The sequence below is a fragment of the Sphingopyxis sp. 113P3 genome (assembly GCF_001278035.1).
Lineage (GTDB): Bacteria > Pseudomonadota > Alphaproteobacteria > Sphingomonadales > Sphingomonadaceae > Sphingopyxis.
The window spans coordinates 714,699-731,904 of record NZ_CP009452.1 but is presented as its reverse complement, the minus strand read 5'-3'; the positions used below and the strand labels follow the sequence as shown (position 1 = coordinate 731,904).

The following is a 17,206-nucleotide window of genomic DNA, read 5'->3' as shown; positions in this document are numbered from 1 at the left end:
AAACCATCATTCCTTCAAAAACGCGTCCGAAGCCCCGGAATCCGTGGACACAGCCTCGTCTCCCGCCGCGCGGGAATCCTCCGGCGAAACGCGGTTGGCCGCGTCCCTACTCCATCCGGTAAAAAACTGCCAGCGGCTCAAATGCGCCAGCACCCGGTCAGCGGCGCGGGCGTCGATAATCGCCAGATGCACCGCATTCTCACGCCCCAGTGCCATAGATAGGGTGTTTCGGTCTACGGGCAAGACCATCCCTTCGCGTCCCGAGCCTTCGTCTTCCTCGCCGACGCGCCAGGCCTGAGCCAGTTTTTTGCGCCCGTCCTCGCCAGCATCGCTGGCATGAAGAAGCAGACGAACCTGTCCGCGCCGCGCCGCCTGCTCGATCTTGTCGTTGCCGCTGATAAGCGTGCCAGCGCGCGATTCGAGGCCCAGCCGGTCAAGCGTCGCACGTGCCAGCTGCGCGGCAATCCGCTCGCCAAGGTCATCGGGAATGAGGATGTCGCCAGTATGGAGCGCGCGGGCAAGCCCGCCCTTGAGCTTGCCCTTGGCCTGTGCAGCTTCGAGTTCGGCACGCGGCACACCGATCCAGGCCCCGCGCCCGGGTGCCTTGGCGTGGACGTCGGGAGCGATGCGGCCGTCAGGCCCGAGCGCGAGGCGCACGAGCCTTTCAGCCGGCGCCACCTCGCCGGTCACCACGCAGCGCCGCTCGGGCACATGGCTGCCGCGCCCCTTTGCGCGGTCGGTTTCGGTCAGCTGATCATTGCGCGGGGTCCGCATCGGCGGCCTCCCCGTTCTGCGGCTCCGCCGCGGCGGCTTCACCAGGCGCGGCCGCCTCGGGTTCGTCCTCGAACCAGTGCGCGCGCGCCGCCATGATGATCTCGTTGCCCTGCTCCTCGGTCAGGCCATATTCGCCCAGCACGCCGCCCTTGTCCTCTGCGCGATCCCCGCGGTCGCGCGAAGGGCCGCGGCGATTGTCCTGCCGCTTCTTGGCAATGAGTTCGTCGGTTGCAAGGTCGGCAAGATCGTCGAGCGTCTTGATCCCCGCCTTGCCGAGCGTGACGAGCATCGCCTCGGTAAGGTGCGGAATTTCGGCAAGCGCGTCTTCGACGCCAAGTTCGCGGCGTTCCGTACGCGCCGCCTCCTCGCGGCGGTCGAGCGCCTCGGTCGCACGGCTCTGCAGCTCCTGCGCCAATTCCTCGTCAAAGCCTTCGATGCCCGCGAGCTCATCGAGCGGAACATAGGCGACTTCTTCCAGCTCGCCGAAGCCTTCGGCAACGAGCAGCTGCGCGAGCGTCTCGTCGACGTCGAGCTCTTCCTGGAACATCGTCGAGCGCTCGACGAATTCGCGCTGGCGCTTCTCGCTCGCGTCAGCCTCGGTCATGATGTCGATCTGGCTGCCAGTGAGCTGGCTTGCAAGACGCACATTCTGGCCGCGGCGGCCGATGGCGAGACTCAGCTGATCGTCAGGAACGACGACCTCGATGCGCCCGTCATCCTCGTCGATCACGACGCGCTGCACCGTAGCCGGCTGAAGGGCGTTGACGACAAAGGTCGCGGTGTCTTCCGACCAGGGGATGATGTCGATCTTTTCGCCCTGCATTTCCTGAACGACAGCCTGAACGCGGCTTCCCTTCATGCCGACGCACGCGCCGACGGGGTCGATCGAGCCGTCATAGCTGATCACGCCGATCTTGGCGCGCGAGCCCGGATCGCGTGCAGCGGCCTTGATCTCGATGATACCGTCGTAGATTTCAGGGACTTCCTGCGCGAAGAGCTTCTTCATGAAGTCGGGATGAGCGCGGCTGAGGAAAATCTGCGGCCCACGGGTTTCGCTTCGCACCGACAGGATCAGGGCGCGCACGCGGTCGCCGACGCGCATCAGTTCGCGCGGGATCTGCTGGTCGCGGCGGATCACGCCTTCGGCGCGGCCCAGATTGACGACGATGTGCCCGAACTCGACCGACTTCACGACGCCCGTGATGATCTCGCCCGCGCGGTCCTTGAATTCCTGATACTGGCGCTCGCGGTCCGCTTCGCGGACCTTCTGGAAGATGACCTGCTTCGCCGACTGCGCGTCGATGCGTCCAAGGTCGACCGCGGGCAGCGGGTCGACGATGAAGTCGCCGATCTTGGCGTCCTTCTGAAGCTTCTGCGCCGCAGCAAGGTCGACCTGCTTGAAATAATCGTCGACCTGCTCGACGACCTCGACGACGCGCCACAGGCGCAGGTCGCCCGTCTGGGGGTCGAGCTTGGCGCGAATGTCGTTCTCGGCGCCGTAACGCGCGCGCGCGGCGCGCTGGATCGCTTCCTCGATCGCCTCGATGACGATCGCCTTGTCGATCATCTTCTCGCTGGCGACCGCATTGGCGATCGCGAGCAGCTCGGCCTTGTTGGCGGAAATGGCAGTGGCCATCAGTCCTGTCCTTCTTCTTCCATTTCGTCAGCGCCCTCAGTCGAGAGCGGGACGGTTGCGGCAATCAATTTGTCGGTGAGCACGAGCTTTGCGGTATCGATCGCATCGAACGGCAGCTTGTGCTCGACCTCTTCCTTGTCCAAAATCGTCACGACATCGCCGTCGATCCCGATCAGCGTGCCGTTGAAGCGCTGGCGCCCTTCCAACTTCTCCTTGAGCGCCACCTTCGCCTCGTGTCCCGCCCAGTCGGCGAAGTCGGCGCGGCGTGTCAGCGGCCGGTCGATGCCCGGTGAAGAGACTTCAAGGCGGTAAGCGCCGTCGACCGGATCCTCTCCGGCTTCCTCCAGCGCGTCGAGGCGGTCCGAGATGCGGCGCGACAATTCGGCGCAATCGTCGATCGTCAGCTGGCGCGTATCGGGCCGCTCGGCCATCACCTGCAGCGTCGGGTCGCTCTCGCCACCGAAAAAGGCGACGCGCACAAGCGCAAGGCCCATCGCCTCGGTTTCGGGCGCGATGATCGCATTGAGAGCGTCGAAATCGACCAAATTCATCATTCCCATTTGGATGACCGGAAAGCATGTGGGAATAGCCGCCGCGGCCCGCGGCCCCGACGTCCCAACTGGCTAGCCATGTCAAGAAGTGGGCTGCATATAGGCGCGTTGCAAGGCCTCGGCAAGGGGGAATGGGCCGGCGACCAGGGGAATCGCTTCAGGTTAACGCGGGGTCTTGAGTGAGGAGTTTCTGGAGGTAGTCGGGATTGAGGTTGGCGAGTTTACGGCGGACCTTGAGGCTGTGCTTATCGTCCTGAGCGCGCACCAGGTTCATGGCCATGTGTTTGACGACGGCCATATTTTGGGGGCCGGAACCGGTTCTGAGGCGGGCGAGGTCGTCATGGAAGACGACATCGAGGACCCAGTGAAGCCGGTTTTCGATGCCCCAATGGGCGCGTACGGCAGCGGCGAAGCTTTTGGCATCGAGCTTGGCAGAGGAGAGATAATAACGTCGCTCCTGCTCGAGGCGCCCCTGTCGTTCGACTTGGGTTTCGACCATCGCGATCATGGCGAGATGCGGGAATCGTGGTTCGTCGGGATAGCGCCGGTCGGAGAACAGCCAATCCACCTCGTGGCATACGACATGACGCCTGCTCTCGAGGCGGCCATGGTCCTTTTCGACCGTTTCGAAGGGCTTGGAGACTTGATCGGCGGGCGGATCAGCGAAGAAGCGGACTACATCCTTATAGGTAGCCGGCCGGTTGGCTTTGAGCGCCAGCAAATAATCGCCCCCCTTCGCCACGATCTTCTCGGCGATCTCGCTCTGGGTGCCCATGGCGTCGATCGTCACCAGCGCGCCCTTGAGTTCCAGTCGCTCGAGCAGGCGCGGAATGGCGACGATCTCGTTCGATTTATGCTCGATCGCCTCCTGTCCCAGAACCAGACGCTGGCGCGTCGCCCAGGCTGATACCATGTGCAGCGGATCACGGCCGCGGCCGCGGTCATGCGACCGGCGCGAGGTCTTGCCGTCGATCGCGATGATGTCCGGATCCTGCTCGCGCAGCGTCTCTACCCAGCTTGCAAAGCAGGATTTGAACAGCTCCTCGTCGATCGCATTGATCACGTCGTTCAATGTATCGTGCGCCGGTATCCCGCGCTCAAAGGGCAGAAAGCGGCGCAGGAAGTCCAGACGTTGCTGCCCCCACAGCCTGATCTCGACAAAATCTTCCATTCCGCTCAGCGTCGCGGACAGAACCAGAAACAGGATCTCTCGAAGTGGATAGATCACCCGCCATTGCTGGCGCGGATCCTTCAGCGCCGAAAAATGATCCAGTAGCGATACAGTGCCGGCCATCAAATGCCCCCTCCTAGGTGGAGCACCCCTGAATCAGCTCAGCACTTCAAACGCCACCCCCAATCGTTAACCTGAAGCGATTGCCCTGGGCCGGCGACGAGGGGCCCCGCCTCGAGGCTTCAGCGTTTCGGCTCGTATATAGCGGTCGCCACGAGCTGGACACGGTCCAGCCGCTGCCCGGGCGAGCGGGCGCGGCTGATGATGATGGAGAGCGCAGGGTCATCGAGGTTGTGGTAGCGGCTTGATACCATCTCGCCGTTTCTGGCCTCGCCGTCTGCCTCCCAGCGCTTCTGAAAATCGGCCGAGGCGATCACCGCCTCGACGGCGGGCTGCAGGTCCTCGGCGCCGCCGCCAGTAATATGACACATCGGCAACCGATCCGATACAACCAGCACATAGCCGGACTGTTCCGTCGCATTTATCCGCCAATAATGATTTGCCTGCCGCAATTCCCTGGGCGGGAGGGTCACTTCGTCAACGCGGTCGACCAGCCCCATCTTGTCGCCCAGGTGCACCGCTGCAACGAAAGGGCCCGGGCCCTGCGACCAGCTGGCGGGGTCGAGGACCCACGTCTCGCATCCGCGAAGAGCGCCAGCGAAGCCTTCTTCGAGATCGGACTGGGCGTGCAGGGGCGCGGACGCGGCGAGCGCAGCGAGCAGGAACATGATTCGTGTCACCCCCGGAAGGTAGGCCATAATCGAAGGGCGTCCTACCCCAATGGGGCGGCCCCCGTCTTCGCGGCCGGCACTTTCCCCTTGCCCTTCAGAGCCGCGCCATGCTCAACGCGCCCGCGATGGCCGACGATCCTCCTCTCCTTGCCCTCGCCGGTGTCCGCGTCATGGCGGATGAAGCGGTGATTCTCGATTTGCCCGCGCTGACGATCGCTGCGGGCGAGAGCTGCGCGATCCTCGGTGCCAACGGCTCGGGCAAGTCGACGCTCGTCAAGCTCGTGACGCGCGAGCTTTATCCCGCCTGGGGCGCTGACGTGCGCATCTTCGGGCATCAAAGCTGGAACGTGTTCGAGCTGCGCAAACGTCTCGGTATCGTCTCCTCGTCGGAGCAGCTCGATTTTGACGCCGAGCCGCCGCTCGAGGTGCTCGACTGCGTCGTCTCGGGTTTCTTTGCCTCGCGCGGCCTCTGGAGGCATCAGCACCATACGCAGGAGATGATCGACGCCTCGCGCGCTGCACTCGAAGAGGTCGGCGCAAGCAGCCTCGTCGGACGCAGCATGGCAAGCCTTTCTACCGGCGAAGCGCGCCGCGTGCTGATTGCCCGCGCCCTCGCTCACCGGCCGCGCGCGCTGCTCCTCGACGAACCCTGCGCCGGGCTCGACCCCGCGGCGCGGCATCATTTTCTCGAGATGCTGCGCAGCATCGCGCGGGGCGGAACGACAATGCTGCTTATCACCCATCATATCGATGAGATATTGCCCGAGATCGAGCGTATCGTGATGCTGCGCGACGGCCGCCTCCTCCATGACGGGCCCAAGGCGAACCTCCTGACCAGCGACAGGCTCACCGACCTCTTCGGCCTCCCCGTCACGGTGTCACCCCGCGGCGACTGGTACCGCGCCGACATTGCGGGCTGATCGCGCGCCGCGCGCCTGTCCCGCCGCGAGACGCTTTGCCCGCCCGCGCAACCTTTTGTTCGTATCTCGCAGCATATGAGAGGCAGCGTGGAGTCCCTCGCGAATCGGTCGCACGGGATGGCACGGGATTTCCGACGCACGCATGAAACCCGAATTGCATCTTACACCGGGCAGAGCCTGGGTCGATCCGCTGGCCGAACCGCCGGCAGGTCCAGGGCGCAATTTCTGGGCAGGATTGATCGCCGCCGTGATTGTCGCCTCATTGGCGATGGCTTTGGGCAGCGGCCAGCTGCGCGCCTATACCCCGCGCCTTGGCCCTTACAGCGTCAGCGTTGCGCTGAGCTTCAAACCCTATGACCCCGAGCGCTGGGCGATCATGAATGCAGGCAGCTACGCCGATGCACTCAAGATCGACCCGACACTCCCTGATCCAGCAAGTATCGGCTATGCCGACGCGACCGGCCAACCGCCCGTTGATCCCGCAGCGCTGCGCGAGGAAGCATTTATCGGCCCAACCGCCAAAACCTATGTCTTTCGGGGCGTCACGGCCCTTGATCGCGAGCGCGCGCATTACTGCCTGACCGCTGCCATCTATTATGAGGCGGCGTCCGAAAGCGACGATGGAATGCGCGGGGTCGCGCAGGTGGTTCTCAATCGCGTTCGTCACCCGAGCTTTCCCAACACCGTCTGCGGCGTCGTCTTCCAGGGATCGCAGCGTCCGGGCGTCTGCCAGTTCAGCTTTGCCTGCGACGGCGCCATGGCGCGCGCACCCAGCCGCGCCGGCTGGCTGCGCGCAAGCCGCGTCGCATCGGCGGCGCTCGGTGGCACGGTCTTTCCCGGCGTCGGGCTCGCAACCCATTATCATACGCAGGCGATCTGGCCGCGCTGGGGCAAGAGCCTGGTCATGACCAATATTGTCGGTGCCCATATTTTCCACCGCTGGCGCGGTCGCTGGGGGATGCCCGACGCGTTTCGCGCCCCCTATCTCGGCCGCGAGCCAGCGCCGGGTCCTTATCTGCCCGTCGCCGAGCAGCTCGCGGCGCGCGCGCAAGGCGCCGCCGCGGCCGCGCTGCCTCCAGAATCGGCCGCACTGCCGCTTCCCGATGGCCCCGCAGCCCCGATGCCGGGCGCGCTCACGCAAGAAGGGCGGGATGTGGGCACGCCCGTCGCCAGCACCCGGCAACCCGTGCCGCCGCCCCCGAGCTACGCCGATCCCCGGCTCAACCAGTCGGGCCAGATCCGCGAGGAGTTCAAGGGCAGCGGGGAGTGGATTCGCTGAGCCAATCGTCCTAGCCTTCCTGCCGGACGGCAGGAGGAGGCATCATGGGTCATGTAAAAGGTATCGGCGGGCTCTTCTTCCGATCGCGCGAGCCTGCAGCGCTCAAGGCCTGGTATCAAGAACGGCTCGGCGTCGGGGGTGGCTGCAGTGCGGACAACAGCATAGCGCCCAACGAGTGGGTCTGGAACGTCACCGCCGGCCCCCTCGTCTTCGCACCCTTCAAGGCGGACAGCGATTATTTCCCGCCCGACCGTCAGCACATGGTCAATTTCCGGGTCGACGACCTTGACGCGGTACTCGAGCCATTCCGCGCTGCGGGCGAGGAGATCATTACAAAGGACGAATGGAACGACCCCGCAATCGGCCGCTTTGCGCGCGTGCACGACCCTGAGGGCAATCCGATCGAACTATGGGAGCCCCCGCAGGGATAATATTTCCGTCCGGCGGTCGCGAGGCCGCACGCCCGGAAAATCAGCGCCCCTGGCTGCGCCAGCGCCTCACCACGCGGTCGAGGATTTCGACCTCGCCGCCCGTCTCGCGCCACAATTTGGAGAAGAGCGGGTCGCTCGATGCCGGACGCTTGTCCTCTTCAAGCGTATCGAGATAGACGCGGATCGGGATCGAGACGCCCTCGCCGCAGACAATACATTCGCGGTTGCGCAGCGCCGGGATCGAATCGATGAAGCCGCGCGCGCCCTCGGGCATCGCGGCCTTGACGAATTGCTGGTCGCGTTCGTTGTTGAGGCGCATCGAAATGATCGTGCCGCACTGCGAGAGTACACCCTCGGCAAGGTCGGACGGGCGCTGGGTAATGAGCCCCAGCGACACACCATATTTACGGCCCTCCTTGGCGATCCGCTCGAGAATCTTGCGCACCGCCTGTCCCTGGCCGACGTCTTTTGCCGGAATGTAACGATGCGCTTCTTCGCACACGAGGAGGATCGGGCGCTGCGGCTCGCCACGCGACCAGATGGCATAGTCGAAAGTCAGGCGCGACAGCACCGCGACCACGACGCCGGTGATGTCCGAGGGCACCCCCGATACGTCGATGATCGAGATGGGCCGGCCGTCCGATGGCAGGCGGAAAATCTTGCCGATGAAGGCCGCCATGGTGTCGGCGACGAGCATGCCCGAGAACATGAAATTATAGCGCGGGTCGGCCCGCATCTCCTCGATCTTGCCCTTGATCCGCATGAAGGGCGCGCTCGAGGTCGCCTTGTCGAGCTTGCCCATTTCATTCTGCAGGATGTTGAGCAAGTCCGAGAGAAGATAGGGAATGGGAGAGTCGACCGTGAGCTTGGTCATGCCCTCGGCCATGCGGTTTTTCTGCCGCGCCTGGAGAAGGCATTTGGCAAGCACGTCGCAATCCCCCTGCCGCTCGCGCCCCTCGCTGGTGATGAAGACTTCGCAGTGCTCCTCGAAGTTCATCAGCCAATAGGGCATGGCGAGATTGTCGACGTCGAAAAGGGCCCCCGTGCCCTTGAAGGCCGCCGAATATTCGCCGTGCGGGTCGATCATCACGATATGACCTTGCGGCGCGAGTTCGCAGATCCGGTGAAGAATCAGCGCCGCGCTCGTCGACTTGCCGGTACCTGTCGATCCAAGCAGAGCGAAATGCTTGCCAAGCATGGCATCGACATAGAGCGATCCCCGGATATCCCGCGTCGGATAAACGGTCCCGATCTCGACATGCGCGCGCTCGTCGGCGGCGTAGATCTGCTTGAGGTCGGCGCTCGTCGCCGCATAAACCTCGCTGCCCGGCACCGGATAGCGGGTGACGCCGCGGCGGAAATTGTGGATGCGACCGGTGAGCTTCTCCTCGTCACCTTCGCCGAGGAAATCGACCGACGCGATGATGACACCCCGCTCGCCCTCGTGGAGGTGCTGGTCCCGAATGCTGGCCAGAAGCCACACATTGCCCACGCGCACCTTGACCTGCGCGCCGACCTGGCCCGCCATCGCCACCGCAGGATCGCCCGAACCGGTGAGCCGCTCGAGCGCTGCTGCGTCGAGGATGATGCGCGAGGCCGACCCCGCGATCTCGATCACTTCGCCGATCAACAGTTCATCGCGGTGATGCGCGGTTACCGCCGAGAGCGGCGCGGCGGTTCCGCCGCCCGCAAGGCGCACCGTCTGCGCAGCTGTCTGGTCGCTCGCGCTGAACGCGCCGCTCTGCATATCCATTTGGTGCCCCGCCTGTCGTCCGTTCGAGAAACGGTATCGCACCTGTTGGTAAAAAAAGCGCTTATGCTGCCAAGGGTCAGCGCCGCCGGAAAATCGCCGAAGCGCCATAGCCGAGCGTCAGCGACAGGAGCACCGCCGTCAGACCGTAGAGGAAGCCGTGCCGCTGCGCCGCGAGCGCGACAAAGCGTTCGAATCCAGCCTTGCGGATCTCGACGTCGCGCGAGGCAACCGCAATGACCCGGCCCTTGCTGATCAAATAGGTTTCAGCGCGGTAATTGCCCACCGGAACGCGCGCCGGCACCGGAATCCGCGCGCGGTAGAGCACGCCTTCCCGGATTTCCACCGCGCTGGGATCCTCATAAAAAAGACCAAGCCGCCGATAGAGGTCGATCAGCCCATTTTCGAACCGTTCAAGCTTTTTCGCTTCCGAAAAGCCCGTTGGCGACATCGACAGGTTGCTGAGCCCGAGCTCGAAGATCGCGGCGGTCCGCTCATCGACCAGCTTGTCGATCGGCCGTGACGAACCGATTGCATAAAAGCCGGGCGAGGTGCGCAGGCGAATGCTGCTGGCATTCACCCAGATGCCTGCCACGCGCTGCTTTTCACGCAGCACGATCGGGCGCACGGGGCCCTTCAGCACCACGACAATGTCGGCGCGGTCGTCGGGAAGGCGCTGACCAGGATAGAGGATCGCGCCGAACAAGAGGAGTTCCTCCCCCGTGAAGCTGTACTGGATATCGATCGCGCGGTTGGAAACGTCGGGGACCAGCCGGGGGTCGGCCGCCTGCGCGGCGTTCAGAGGCAGGAGCGCCGCGGCGAGCCCCAGCAGCAAGGCGAACGCGCGCGTCATTGTACGGTGTAGATTTCATCGGGGCGAATGAAGAGGTCCACCCCCATGCGCAGTGCGACAAGGAGCACGATCCCCGCGAGCAGCAACCGCAGATATTCCGGTCGCACCGACTGGGCAAAGCGCGCGCCCACCTGCGCTCCGGTCACGCTCCCGAGCAAGAGGAGGCCCGCAAGCACGATATCGACAGCACCTGTTGTCATCGAGTGCACCATCGTCGTGGCGATCGTCACGAACAGGATCTGAAACAGCGAGGTGCCGACGACGACCTGCGTCCCCATGCCGAGCAGGTACACCATCGCGGGAACCATGATGAAACCGCCGCCCACGCCAAGCAGCATCGTGAGCACGCCGACCCCCATGCCCAGCAGCAGCGGGGCGAGCGGCGAGATATAAAGACCCGAGCGATAGAAACGCCAGCGCAGCGGCAGATTCGCGACCATCGGATGATGGCGGCGCTTGCGCGGAGGCGGGGGCATTCCGGCCTTCATCGCGCGCAGTGACCCCCACGCCTCGCGCCCCATGATCGTGCCGACCGATCCCAGGAGCACGACATAAAGTATCGAAATGACGGTATCAATCTGGCCCCAGGCAGTCAGCAGCTCGAAGAGCCCCGCGCCGATGAGCGATCCGATGAGGCCGCCTGCAACGAGCACTGCCCCCATGCGCAGGTCGACCCCGTCCCGCTCGAGATAGGCCAGGGTTCCCGACACGCTGGCGCCTGTCACCTGCGTCGCGGCCGACGCCGCTGCGACTGTGGGAGGTATACCGTAGAAGATCAGCAGCGGCGTGGTCAGAAAGCCGCCGCCTACACCGAACATGCCCGACAGAAAGCCGACCCCGCCTCCCAGGAGGATGATGACCAGCGCGTTGACCGACAGGTTGGCGACAGGAAGATAGAGATCCAAGGACAGGCCCCGAAGCGTGAGACGGGCGCCCGGGCGGCGCCGATTCCGCAAACCCTAGACGATTTTTCAGAGCCGGGGAATCGGCTGTGTCGCGCGGCGCCATCAGAAGGCGGGCCTGCGCTGCAAGGGGGCCGTTCCGGCATCAGCCGCAGCCGCTCGAGGGTGACGAACTGCGAAACGCTCGCTACTAGACTTCAAAAAATACAGCTTTTGACAGGATATCACCTTATGGCTCCCCGCTCCGTCCCTCGCTCCGCACTGCGCGGCTTCCTCGAAAGCGAGAGCGCCGGGGGAATATTGCTGATCCTCGCGGCGGCGCTGGCAATGATCGTTGCCAACTCCTCCCTCGGTACGGTCTATCATGACACCATCCATGCGGTGACCGGCCCGACACTGACCGAGAAGCTCGGCCCGATGACGGTGCATTTGTGGATCAACGACGGGTTGATGGCGGTCTTCTTCCTGCTCGTTGGCCTCGAAATCAAACGCGAGTTCGTCGATGGCCGGCTCGCCAGCTGGGACCGGCGGCGGCTGCCGATGATCGCGGCGGCAGCGGGGATGGTGGTGCCCGCAATCCTCTATACCCTGTTCGCCGGGCGCGAGCCGGGGCTCGCCCAAGGCTGGGCGATCCCGGCAGCGACGGACATTGCCTTTGCGATCGGCGTTCTCGCCCTGCTCGGCAAGCGCGCGCCCACATCGCTCAAGCTCTTCCTCGTCACCGTCGCGATCGTCGACGACATGGGGGCGGTTGCGATCATCGCCCTTTTCTACACCGCAAAGATCGACCTCGCCGCGCTCGCCGCCGCAGCGGTGCTGCTCGGGATCTTGTTTGCGCTCAATCGTGCAGGCGTGAAGCGTTTGAGCCTCTACCTGCTGATGTTTGTGCTTCTCTGGTATGCGATGCTCTTGTCCGGGGTCCATGCGACGATCGCCGGGGTGCTCGCGGCGATGGCCATCCCGTTCGAGAGTACACCGGGCGCACCCGACAGCGCGACGTCACCGCTGCACCGGCTCGAACATGCGCTTCACCCCTGGGTCGCTTTCGCAATCGTGCCGCTGTTCGGCTTTGCGAACGCCGGGGTCGACCTCGGCGGGCTCACCGCAGATCAGGCCTTCGCTCCGCTCCCGCTCGGCATCGCTGCGGGCCTGTTTCTGGGCAAGCAGATCGGCATTTTCGGGAGTGTCTGGCTGTCGGTTCGCTTCGGCATTGCCGGGCGGCTGCGCGGCGCGACCTGGCTCCAGGTCTACGGCGTTGCGCTGCTATGCGGAATTGGCTTTACGATGAGCCTTTTCATCGGGAGCCTCGCTTTCCCGGGCAACGCCTTGCTGATAGAAGAAGCCAAGATCGGCATCCTGATGGGATCGCTCATTGCGGCGCTCGCAGGATTTGCAGTCCTCCGCTTCGCGCCGCCGCATCCCGATCATGCCGCGATCGAGGCCGACAGCGCGGCCGAGATCGACACCGACGGCGATGTCCGCGACACGTCGGAAACAAAAGGAGCCGTGCCGGTCTGATGCGCAACCCCCTCATCCTCATGCTGCTCGTCTCCAGCGCGGCCCTGTCGGGCTGCTACGCACTCGATCCTGAAATGAAGCGCGTCGTTGCCGAGCGAAAGGCGCAGGAAAAAGACGCTCCCACTCCTCGCTCGTCTGCTCCTGCCCTTCATCCTGAAGAGCCAGGCTCGCCCGCCAAGGTGGGCGCCGAGTTGCCCGCCATCGACGTGAGCCGGATGGAGATACTGTCCGGCGTGACCGATTTGCCGGCACCCAATGCGCCCGCCGCGCCGACGGCCGCTCGCACCCCGGATGCGAACGCATGGCCCGCTCCCACCGCCCCCGCCGACCCCACAGCGGCCATGTATGCGGCGCAGGCGGTCGATGCGATCGCATCCGCCTATGTGCTCCTTACCCTCGAAATCGGGACCCACGAGCGGGGGTACATCGACGCCTATTATGGCCCGCCGAGCCTCCTCGAGGCCGCGACGAAGGCGCCGCGCGACAAGCCGACACTGCTTTTGGCCGCTCGGCAGCTGATGGCCAAGCTCGACGCGGCCACGCCCGACCTTTCCGATCCCATCGAACGGCGCCGCGCCGCCTTCCTTCGCGCGCAGCTTCGGGCCGCCGAGACGCGATTGATGATGATGGAGGGGACGCGCTTTCCCTTCATCGAGGAAGCCGAACGCCTGTTTGGCGTGCGGCCCGAACTGAAGCCGCTTGCAAGCTATGACGCGCAGCTTGTCGCGGTCGAGGCGCTCGTCCCGGGCGATGGCCCGCTCGCGGCGCGGGTGGAGACCTTTCTCGACCGCTTCACCATCCCGAAAGACAAGCTGAAGCCCGTGTTCGACGCCGCGATCGCACGCTGCCGCGGCCGCACCGCCGCCCATGTCACGATGCCTGAGCAGGAGAGCTTCGACCTGCAATTCGTGACCGGCAAGAGCTGGAGCGGTTATAATTACTACCAGGGGGGCTACCACAGCATCATCCAGGTCAATACCGACCTTCCGATCCGCCTGTCGCGTGCGCTCGACCTCGGTTGCCACGAGGGCTATCCCGGCCATCACCTTCTCAACATGAAGCTGGAGGAGCAGCTGGTGAAGGCGCGCGGCTGGACCGAGTTCAGCGTCTACCCGCTTTACAGCCCGCAAAGCCTGATCGCCGAGGGGAGCGCCAATTACGGCATCGACCTCGCCTTCCCCGACAATACGCGTCCCGACACCGAGCGCGACGTGCTGATGCCGCTCGCGGGCATCGCCCCGCCGGGTGATGATCGCTACTGGAAGCTCAACGATGCGCTGAAAACGCTGCAGGGCGCGCGCCTCACCATCGCACAGCAATATCTCGACGGCGTGATCGACCGACCGACCGCCGTCGCGCTGACACAGAAATATCTCCTCGTCTCGCCCAAGCGCGCCGAACAGTCGGTCGCCTTTACCGACCAGTATCGCAGCTATGTGATCAACTACGGGATCGGCGAGGAGATGGTGCGCGCCTATGTCGAGCGCGGCGGTCCCGACCGCGACGAAAGCTGGCGGCGAATGACGTTGATTCTTAGCGAGCCCACGCTGCCGGCCGACCTTCTCGCGCCATAATCGCCGCGCGGCGGCGGATCACTCCGCCGCCATCGCCATTTCAACGCGCTGCGGGCCGCGGATCACGCCGCCCGGCGTGGGTCCCTGCATCTCGCCATCCCGGAAGGTGACCACGCCCGACTTGATGGTCGCGACATAACCCTCGGCCTTTTGCAGCAGCCGTTTGCCGCCCGCGGGCAAGTCGAAGGCGAGCCAGGGTTTGCCGAGTTTCAGCCTCTCCATGTCGATCACGTTGAGGTCGGCAAGATAGCCCGGTGCGAGCAGGCCGCGGTCGTCGAGCCCATAGAGAAGCGCCGTGTCCCGGCACTGGCGCTTGATCGCATGTTCAAGCGCAATCCGATGGCCTTTGCGGTCGCGCACCCAGTGCTGCAGCATGAAGGTTGGCGAGGCCGCGTCGCAGATCGTGCCGCAATGCGCGCCGCCGTCCGACAGGCTGTTCACCGTGTCGTCCGCCGCCTGCAGGGCCTCGAGGAAATTGAGGTTGCCGTCGCGATAGTTGAGGATGGGGAAATAGATGAAGCCCTTGCCATCGTCCTTCATCAGAAGATCATAGGCATATTCGGCGGGCGTCACCCCCGCAGCCGCCGCGCGCGCGGCGATGCTCTCGTCCATCCGCGGCTCGTAGTTGAAGTCGGGGTCCATCTCGAAATGAACCGGCCAGCCTTCGGCGACGACCTTCAGGAAGTCGAGGATATCGCTCTCGGGATAGACGTTGGGCTCCTGCGTCATGCGGGTGCGGAAGGCGGGATCCTTGAGATGTGCAAGCTGCGCTTCCCAGGGCAGTCCCTCAATCTCGTTCCACGCGGGCTTGAAGCGGAAGGGGTGAACGGTGCCCTGCCAGGCCATGATCACCCCGTTGCCGCGCAGCGCGATCTGCGCGACAATATTCGCGCCGGTCGCGTTCTGGCGCCGCATTTCCTCGATCTGCTCCTCGAGCGGCAGCTCCTTGGCGATCGACTGGAGCGCCGCGAAAGTCACCGGCAGGCCGGTCTCGCGGCTAAGGTCCCCCATCCACTGAAACTCGTTCCACTCGCGCTTCAGATCGCTCGCCATTTCGAATACGCCATAGCCCACGCGCCCCATCGCACGGCCGATCGCGATCAGTTCCTCGGCCGTCGCGGTGGTCCCGGGAACGAGTTCGCCATCGACCGATTTGTGAAGCACGGTGCGGCTGGTCGAGAATCCCAGGGCGCCCGCGCGCACGCCTTCCTCGACGATGCGCGACATCTCCGCTATGTCTTCTTCGGTCGGAATCGCGCCAGGCTTTTCGCGGTCGCCGAGCACATAGGCCCGCACCGCGCCATGTGGAACATGGCACGCCACATCGATGGTGCGCGGCAGCCGTTCGAGCGCGTCCATATATTCGGGAAACGTCTCCCAATCCCAGCGCATGCCTTCCGCGAGCGCAGAGCCCGGGATGTCCTCGACCCCCTCCATCAGCGAAATCAGCCACTCGTGGCGGTCGGGCTTCGCCGGCGCGAAGCCGACCCCGCAATTGCCCATCACGACGGTGGTGACCCCGTGCCAGCTCGACGGCGCCATTTCCGCATCCCAGGTCGCCTGCCCGTCATAATGGGTGTGGACGTCGACAAAGCCCGGCGCGACAATCTTGCCGCTGGCGTCGATCTCTTCGCGACCGGAGCCCAGATTGGCGCCCACCGCGGCAATTCGGTCACCCTCGATCGCGACATCGGCAACGAAGGGAGCGGCGCCCGTGCCATCGACGACCGTGCCGCCGCGAATTACCAGATCGTACATCCCGACTCTCCCGATTTTTGGTTTCAGGAAGAAACCTATCATCAAATTCCGGATGTGCAAATAATCGCGCCCGTCCCGCGGCAAATCGCTATGATGGCGCGCCAGGCCATTGGGAGTCGCCCTCATGTTCCGCACGCTTACCTTCGCCCTGCTTCTTCAGGCCGCCGTCCCGCTCGCGGCCACGTCTGCGGCCGCCCCAGATTACAGCGCCGCGATCGCCGACCCCGCCCGCCCCGCTGCCGACCGCGAGCGCGATACACGGCGCAAGCCCGCCGAACTACTCGCTTTCGCCGAGGTGGCTCCAGGTGAGACGGTCGGTGATTTCGTGATGGGAAGCGGCTATGTCACCCGCCTTCTTGCCGCCGCAGTCGGACCCGAAGGCCGCGTCTTTGCTTTTCAGCCGGCAGAGTTCATCGCCTTCCAGAAGCAATATGGCGAAGATCAGGCCGCGGTTGACGCGGCCTATGCGAATGTCGACGCGGTCAGCGGTCCCTTCGCGGCGCCGCCCTTCCCCGTACCGCTCGAAACGATCATCACCGTGCAGAATTTCCACGACCTGTACCTCAAGCCCTTCCCTGAAGACACGGGCGACAAGGCCAGCGCCGCCCTGTTCCGGGCCTTGAAGCCCGGAGGGACGCTGGTTGTCGTCGACCACAGCGCCGCCGCCGGTAGCGGAACCACCCTCTCCGACAGCCTCCACCGCATCGACAAGGCGGCGGTGATCGCGGCGCTGACAAGGGCCGGCTTCACGCTCGAGGCGGAAAGCGACCTCTATACGCAGCCCGAAGATCCGCGTACCGCGAATGTCTTCGACCCTTCCATTCGCGGCAGGACCGACCAGTTCGCGCTTCGCTTCCGCAAACCCGAGTGAGACAATGACCGACGACGAGGACTATGTTTATGATGAGGCGAGCGGGGAATGGTTGCCCGCAAGCGAAGCTCGCGCCCGCGCCGAAGCAGCGGCAGCGGGCCCCGAGGTTCGCGATGCGGTGGGCAATCTCCTCGCCGACGGCGACTCGGTCGTGCTGGTCAAGGATTTGCACGTGAAGGGCGCGGGGCAGACGCTGAAGGTCGGCACCGTGATCAAATCGATCCGGCTGACCGGGGACGAGCAGGAAATCGACTGTCGCCACGAAGGCATCAAGGGGTTGGTGCTGCGCGCCGAATTTGTCCGCAAACGCTAGAGGAGCCCTCGCGCATCGGACGCGGCTTCAGCCGCGCGCGTGGGGATCGGCCGGATGGCCTCGTCAAGGCCGCGCGCTGGCGGGGCAATTCCTGCGAAGCCGGATTGCTCCTTC

The 17,206-nt window shown here is 64.7% G+C and carries 16 protein-coding genes; 7 read left to right on the top strand and 9 right to left on the bottom strand.

Features of this window, described 5'->3' with window-relative positions; genetic code table 11:
- Positions 1–6: 6 nt before the first annotated feature.
- The 5 genes from LH20_RS03375 to LH20_RS03355 all read right to left on the bottom strand — a co-directional run bounded on the left by LH20_RS03375 (position 7) and on the right by LH20_RS03355 (position 4,950).
- Positions 7–774 (bottom strand): DUF448 domain-containing protein, encoded by a 768-nt coding sequence (locus LH20_RS03375; RefSeq protein WP_053553000.1) that lies wholly within the window; start codon positions 772–774, stop codon positions 7–9.
- Entirely contained in the window at positions 755–2,410 is a 1,656-nt protein-coding gene (gene nusA / locus LH20_RS03370; RefSeq protein WP_053552999.1) for a transcription termination factor NusA, read from the bottom strand. Before nusA ends, LH20_RS03375 begins: the two co-directional genes overlap by 20 nt.
- Positions 2,410–2,955: a ribosome maturation protein RimP gene (gene rimP, locus LH20_RS03365; protein ID WP_053556068.1), complete on the bottom strand. Its 546-nt coding sequence runs from the start codon at positions 2,953–2,955 to the stop codon at positions 2,410–2,412. The genes nusA and rimP overlap by 1 nt, the downstream gene beginning before the upstream one ends.
- A gap of 163 nt (positions 2,956–3,118) precedes the next feature.
- On the bottom strand, positions 3,119–4,255 hold the full coding sequence (locus LH20_RS03360) for an ISAs1 family transposase (protein WP_053552998.1): 1,137 nt from the start codon (positions 4,253–4,255) through the stop codon (positions 3,119–3,121).
- 119 nt (positions 4,256–4,374) lie between these two features.
- Complete coding sequence (locus LH20_RS03355; protein ID WP_144423498.1) at positions 4,375–4,950, bottom strand: hypothetical protein; 576 nt, start codon at positions 4,948–4,950, stop codon at positions 4,375–4,377.
- Positions 4,951–5,030: 80 nt separating this feature from the next.
- Between LH20_RS03355 and LH20_RS03350 the strand changes: the two genes are divergently transcribed.
- From LH20_RS03350 to LH20_RS03340, 3 genes are all read left to right on the top strand, one after another.
- Positions 5,031–5,843 (top strand): ABC transporter ATP-binding protein, encoded by an 813-nt coding sequence (locus LH20_RS03350; protein ID WP_235527096.1) that lies wholly within the window; start codon positions 5,031–5,033, stop codon positions 5,841–5,843.
- A 142-nt stretch (positions 5,844–5,985) separates the two neighbouring features.
- A complete protein-coding gene (locus LH20_RS03345; RefSeq protein WP_053552996.1) occupies positions 5,986–7,122 on the top strand; it encodes a cell wall hydrolase in 1,137 nt (378 codons plus the stop codon).
- Between the two features lie 44 nt (positions 7,123–7,166).
- Positions 7,167–7,553, top strand: a complete 387-nt coding sequence (locus tag LH20_RS03340) for a VOC family protein (protein ID WP_053552995.1) — start codon at positions 7,167–7,169, stop codon at positions 7,551–7,553.
- Between the two features lie 40 nt (positions 7,554–7,593).
- On the opposite strand, the gene LH20_RS03335 is transcribed toward LH20_RS03340, so the two are convergent.
- From LH20_RS03335 to LH20_RS03325, 3 genes are all read right to left on the bottom strand, one after another.
- Entirely contained in the window at positions 7,594–9,306 is a 1,713-nt protein-coding gene (locus tag LH20_RS03335) for a helicase HerA domain-containing protein (RefSeq protein ID WP_200905425.1), read from the bottom strand.
- Positions 9,307–9,382: 76 nt separating this feature from the next.
- The gene (locus tag LH20_RS03330; RefSeq protein WP_053552994.1) at positions 9,383–10,156 is read right to left on the bottom strand and encodes a TIGR02186 family protein; all 774 of its coding nucleotides are present in this window, start codon (positions 10,154–10,156) and stop codon (positions 9,383–9,385) included.
- The gene (locus LH20_RS03325) at positions 10,153–11,061 is read right to left on the bottom strand and encodes a sulfite exporter TauE/SafE family protein (RefSeq protein WP_053556065.1); all 909 of its coding nucleotides are present in this window, start codon (positions 11,059–11,061) and stop codon (positions 10,153–10,155) included. Before LH20_RS03325 ends, LH20_RS03330 begins: the two co-directional genes overlap by 4 nt.
- 228 nt (positions 11,062–11,289) lie before the next feature.
- Here LH20_RS03325 and nhaA point away from each other — a divergent pair, with 228 nt between their 5' ends.
- Together nhaA and LH20_RS03315 are read left to right on the top strand one after the other, a co-directional pair.
- Entirely contained in the window at positions 11,290–12,576 is a 1,287-nt protein-coding gene (gene nhaA / locus LH20_RS03320; RefSeq protein WP_053552993.1) for a Na+/H+ antiporter NhaA, read from the top strand.
- Positions 12,576–14,150 (top strand): hypothetical protein, encoded by a 1,575-nt coding sequence (locus tag LH20_RS03315; protein WP_053552992.1) that lies wholly within the window; start codon positions 12,576–12,578, stop codon positions 14,148–14,150. The genes nhaA and LH20_RS03315 overlap by 1 nt, the downstream gene beginning before the upstream one ends.
- Before the next feature lie 18 nt (positions 14,151–14,168).
- Here LH20_RS03315 and LH20_RS03310 read toward each other — a convergent pair whose 3' ends face one another.
- Complete coding sequence (locus tag LH20_RS03310; RefSeq protein WP_053556064.1) at positions 14,169–15,908, bottom strand: N-acyl-D-amino-acid deacylase family protein; 1,740 nt, start codon at positions 15,906–15,908, stop codon at positions 14,169–14,171.
- 124 nt (positions 15,909–16,032) lie between these two features.
- On the opposite strand from LH20_RS03310, the gene LH20_RS03305 reads away from it, so the two are divergent.
- Together LH20_RS03305 and LH20_RS03300 are read left to right on the top strand one after the other, a co-directional pair.
- Positions 16,033–16,779: a class I SAM-dependent methyltransferase gene (locus LH20_RS03305; protein WP_053552991.1), complete on the top strand. Its 747-nt coding sequence runs from the start codon at positions 16,033–16,035 to the stop codon at positions 16,777–16,779.
- 4 nt (positions 16,780–16,783) lie between these two features.
- Positions 16,784–17,092, top strand: coding sequence for an alkylphosphonate utilization protein (locus LH20_RS03300; protein WP_053552990.1), 309 nt, complete (start codon positions 16,784–16,786; stop codon positions 17,090–17,092).
- Positions 17,093–17,206: the final 114 nt, after the last annotated feature.

What these genes read in the sequence shown, in the direction of transcription:
- LH20_RS03355 (WP_144423498.1), bottom strand. Translation starts at nt 4,950, where the DNA reads ATGGCCTACCTTCCGGGGGTGACACGAATCATGTTCCTGCTCGCTGCG.
- LH20_RS03310 (WP_053556064.1), bottom strand. Translation starts at nt 15,908, where the DNA reads ATGTACGATCTGGTAATTCGCGGCGGCACGGTCGTCGATGGCACGGGC.
- nusA (WP_053552999.1), bottom strand. Translation starts at nt 2,410, where the DNA reads ATGGCCACTGCCATTTCCGCCAACAAGGCCGAGCTGCTCGCGATCGCC.
- LH20_RS03340 (WP_053552995.1), top strand. Translation starts at nt 7,167, where the DNA reads ATGGGTCATGTAAAAGGTATCGGCGGGCTCTTCTTCCGATCGCGCGAG.
- LH20_RS03305 (WP_053552991.1), top strand. Translation starts at nt 16,033, where the DNA reads ATGTTCCGCACGCTTACCTTCGCCCTGCTTCTTCAGGCCGCCGTCCCG.
- LH20_RS03315 (WP_053552992.1), top strand. Translation starts at nt 12,576, where the DNA reads ATGCGCAACCCCCTCATCCTCATGCTGCTCGTCTCCAGCGCGGCCCTG.
- nhaA (WP_053552993.1), top strand. Translation starts at nt 11,290, where the DNA reads ATGGCTCCCCGCTCCGTCCCTCGCTCCGCACTGCGCGGCTTCCTCGAA.
- LH20_RS03375 (WP_053553000.1), bottom strand. Translation starts at nt 774, where the DNA reads ATGCGGACCCCGCGCAATGATCAGCTGACCGAAACCGACCGCGCAAAG.
- LH20_RS03360 (WP_053552998.1), bottom strand. Translation starts at nt 4,255, where the DNA reads ATGGCCGGCACTGTATCGCTACTGGATCATTTTTCGGCGCTGAAGGAT.
- LH20_RS03300 (WP_053552990.1), top strand. Translation starts at nt 16,784, where the DNA reads ATGACCGACGACGAGGACTATGTTTATGATGAGGCGAGCGGGGAATGG.
- LH20_RS03345 (WP_053552996.1), top strand. Translation starts at nt 5,986, where the DNA reads ATGAAACCCGAATTGCATCTTACACCGGGCAGAGCCTGGGTCGATCCG.
- LH20_RS03330 (WP_053552994.1), bottom strand. Translation starts at nt 10,156, where the DNA reads ATGACGCGCGCGTTCGCCTTGCTGCTGGGGCTCGCCGCGGCGCTCCTG.
- LH20_RS03350 (WP_235527096.1), top strand. Translation starts at nt 5,031, where the DNA reads ATGCTCAACGCGCCCGCGATGGCCGACGATCCTCCTCTCCTTGCCCTC.
- LH20_RS03335 (WP_200905425.1), bottom strand. Translation starts at nt 9,306, where the DNA reads ATGGATATGCAGAGCGGCGCGTTCAGCGCGAGCGACCAGACAGCTGCG.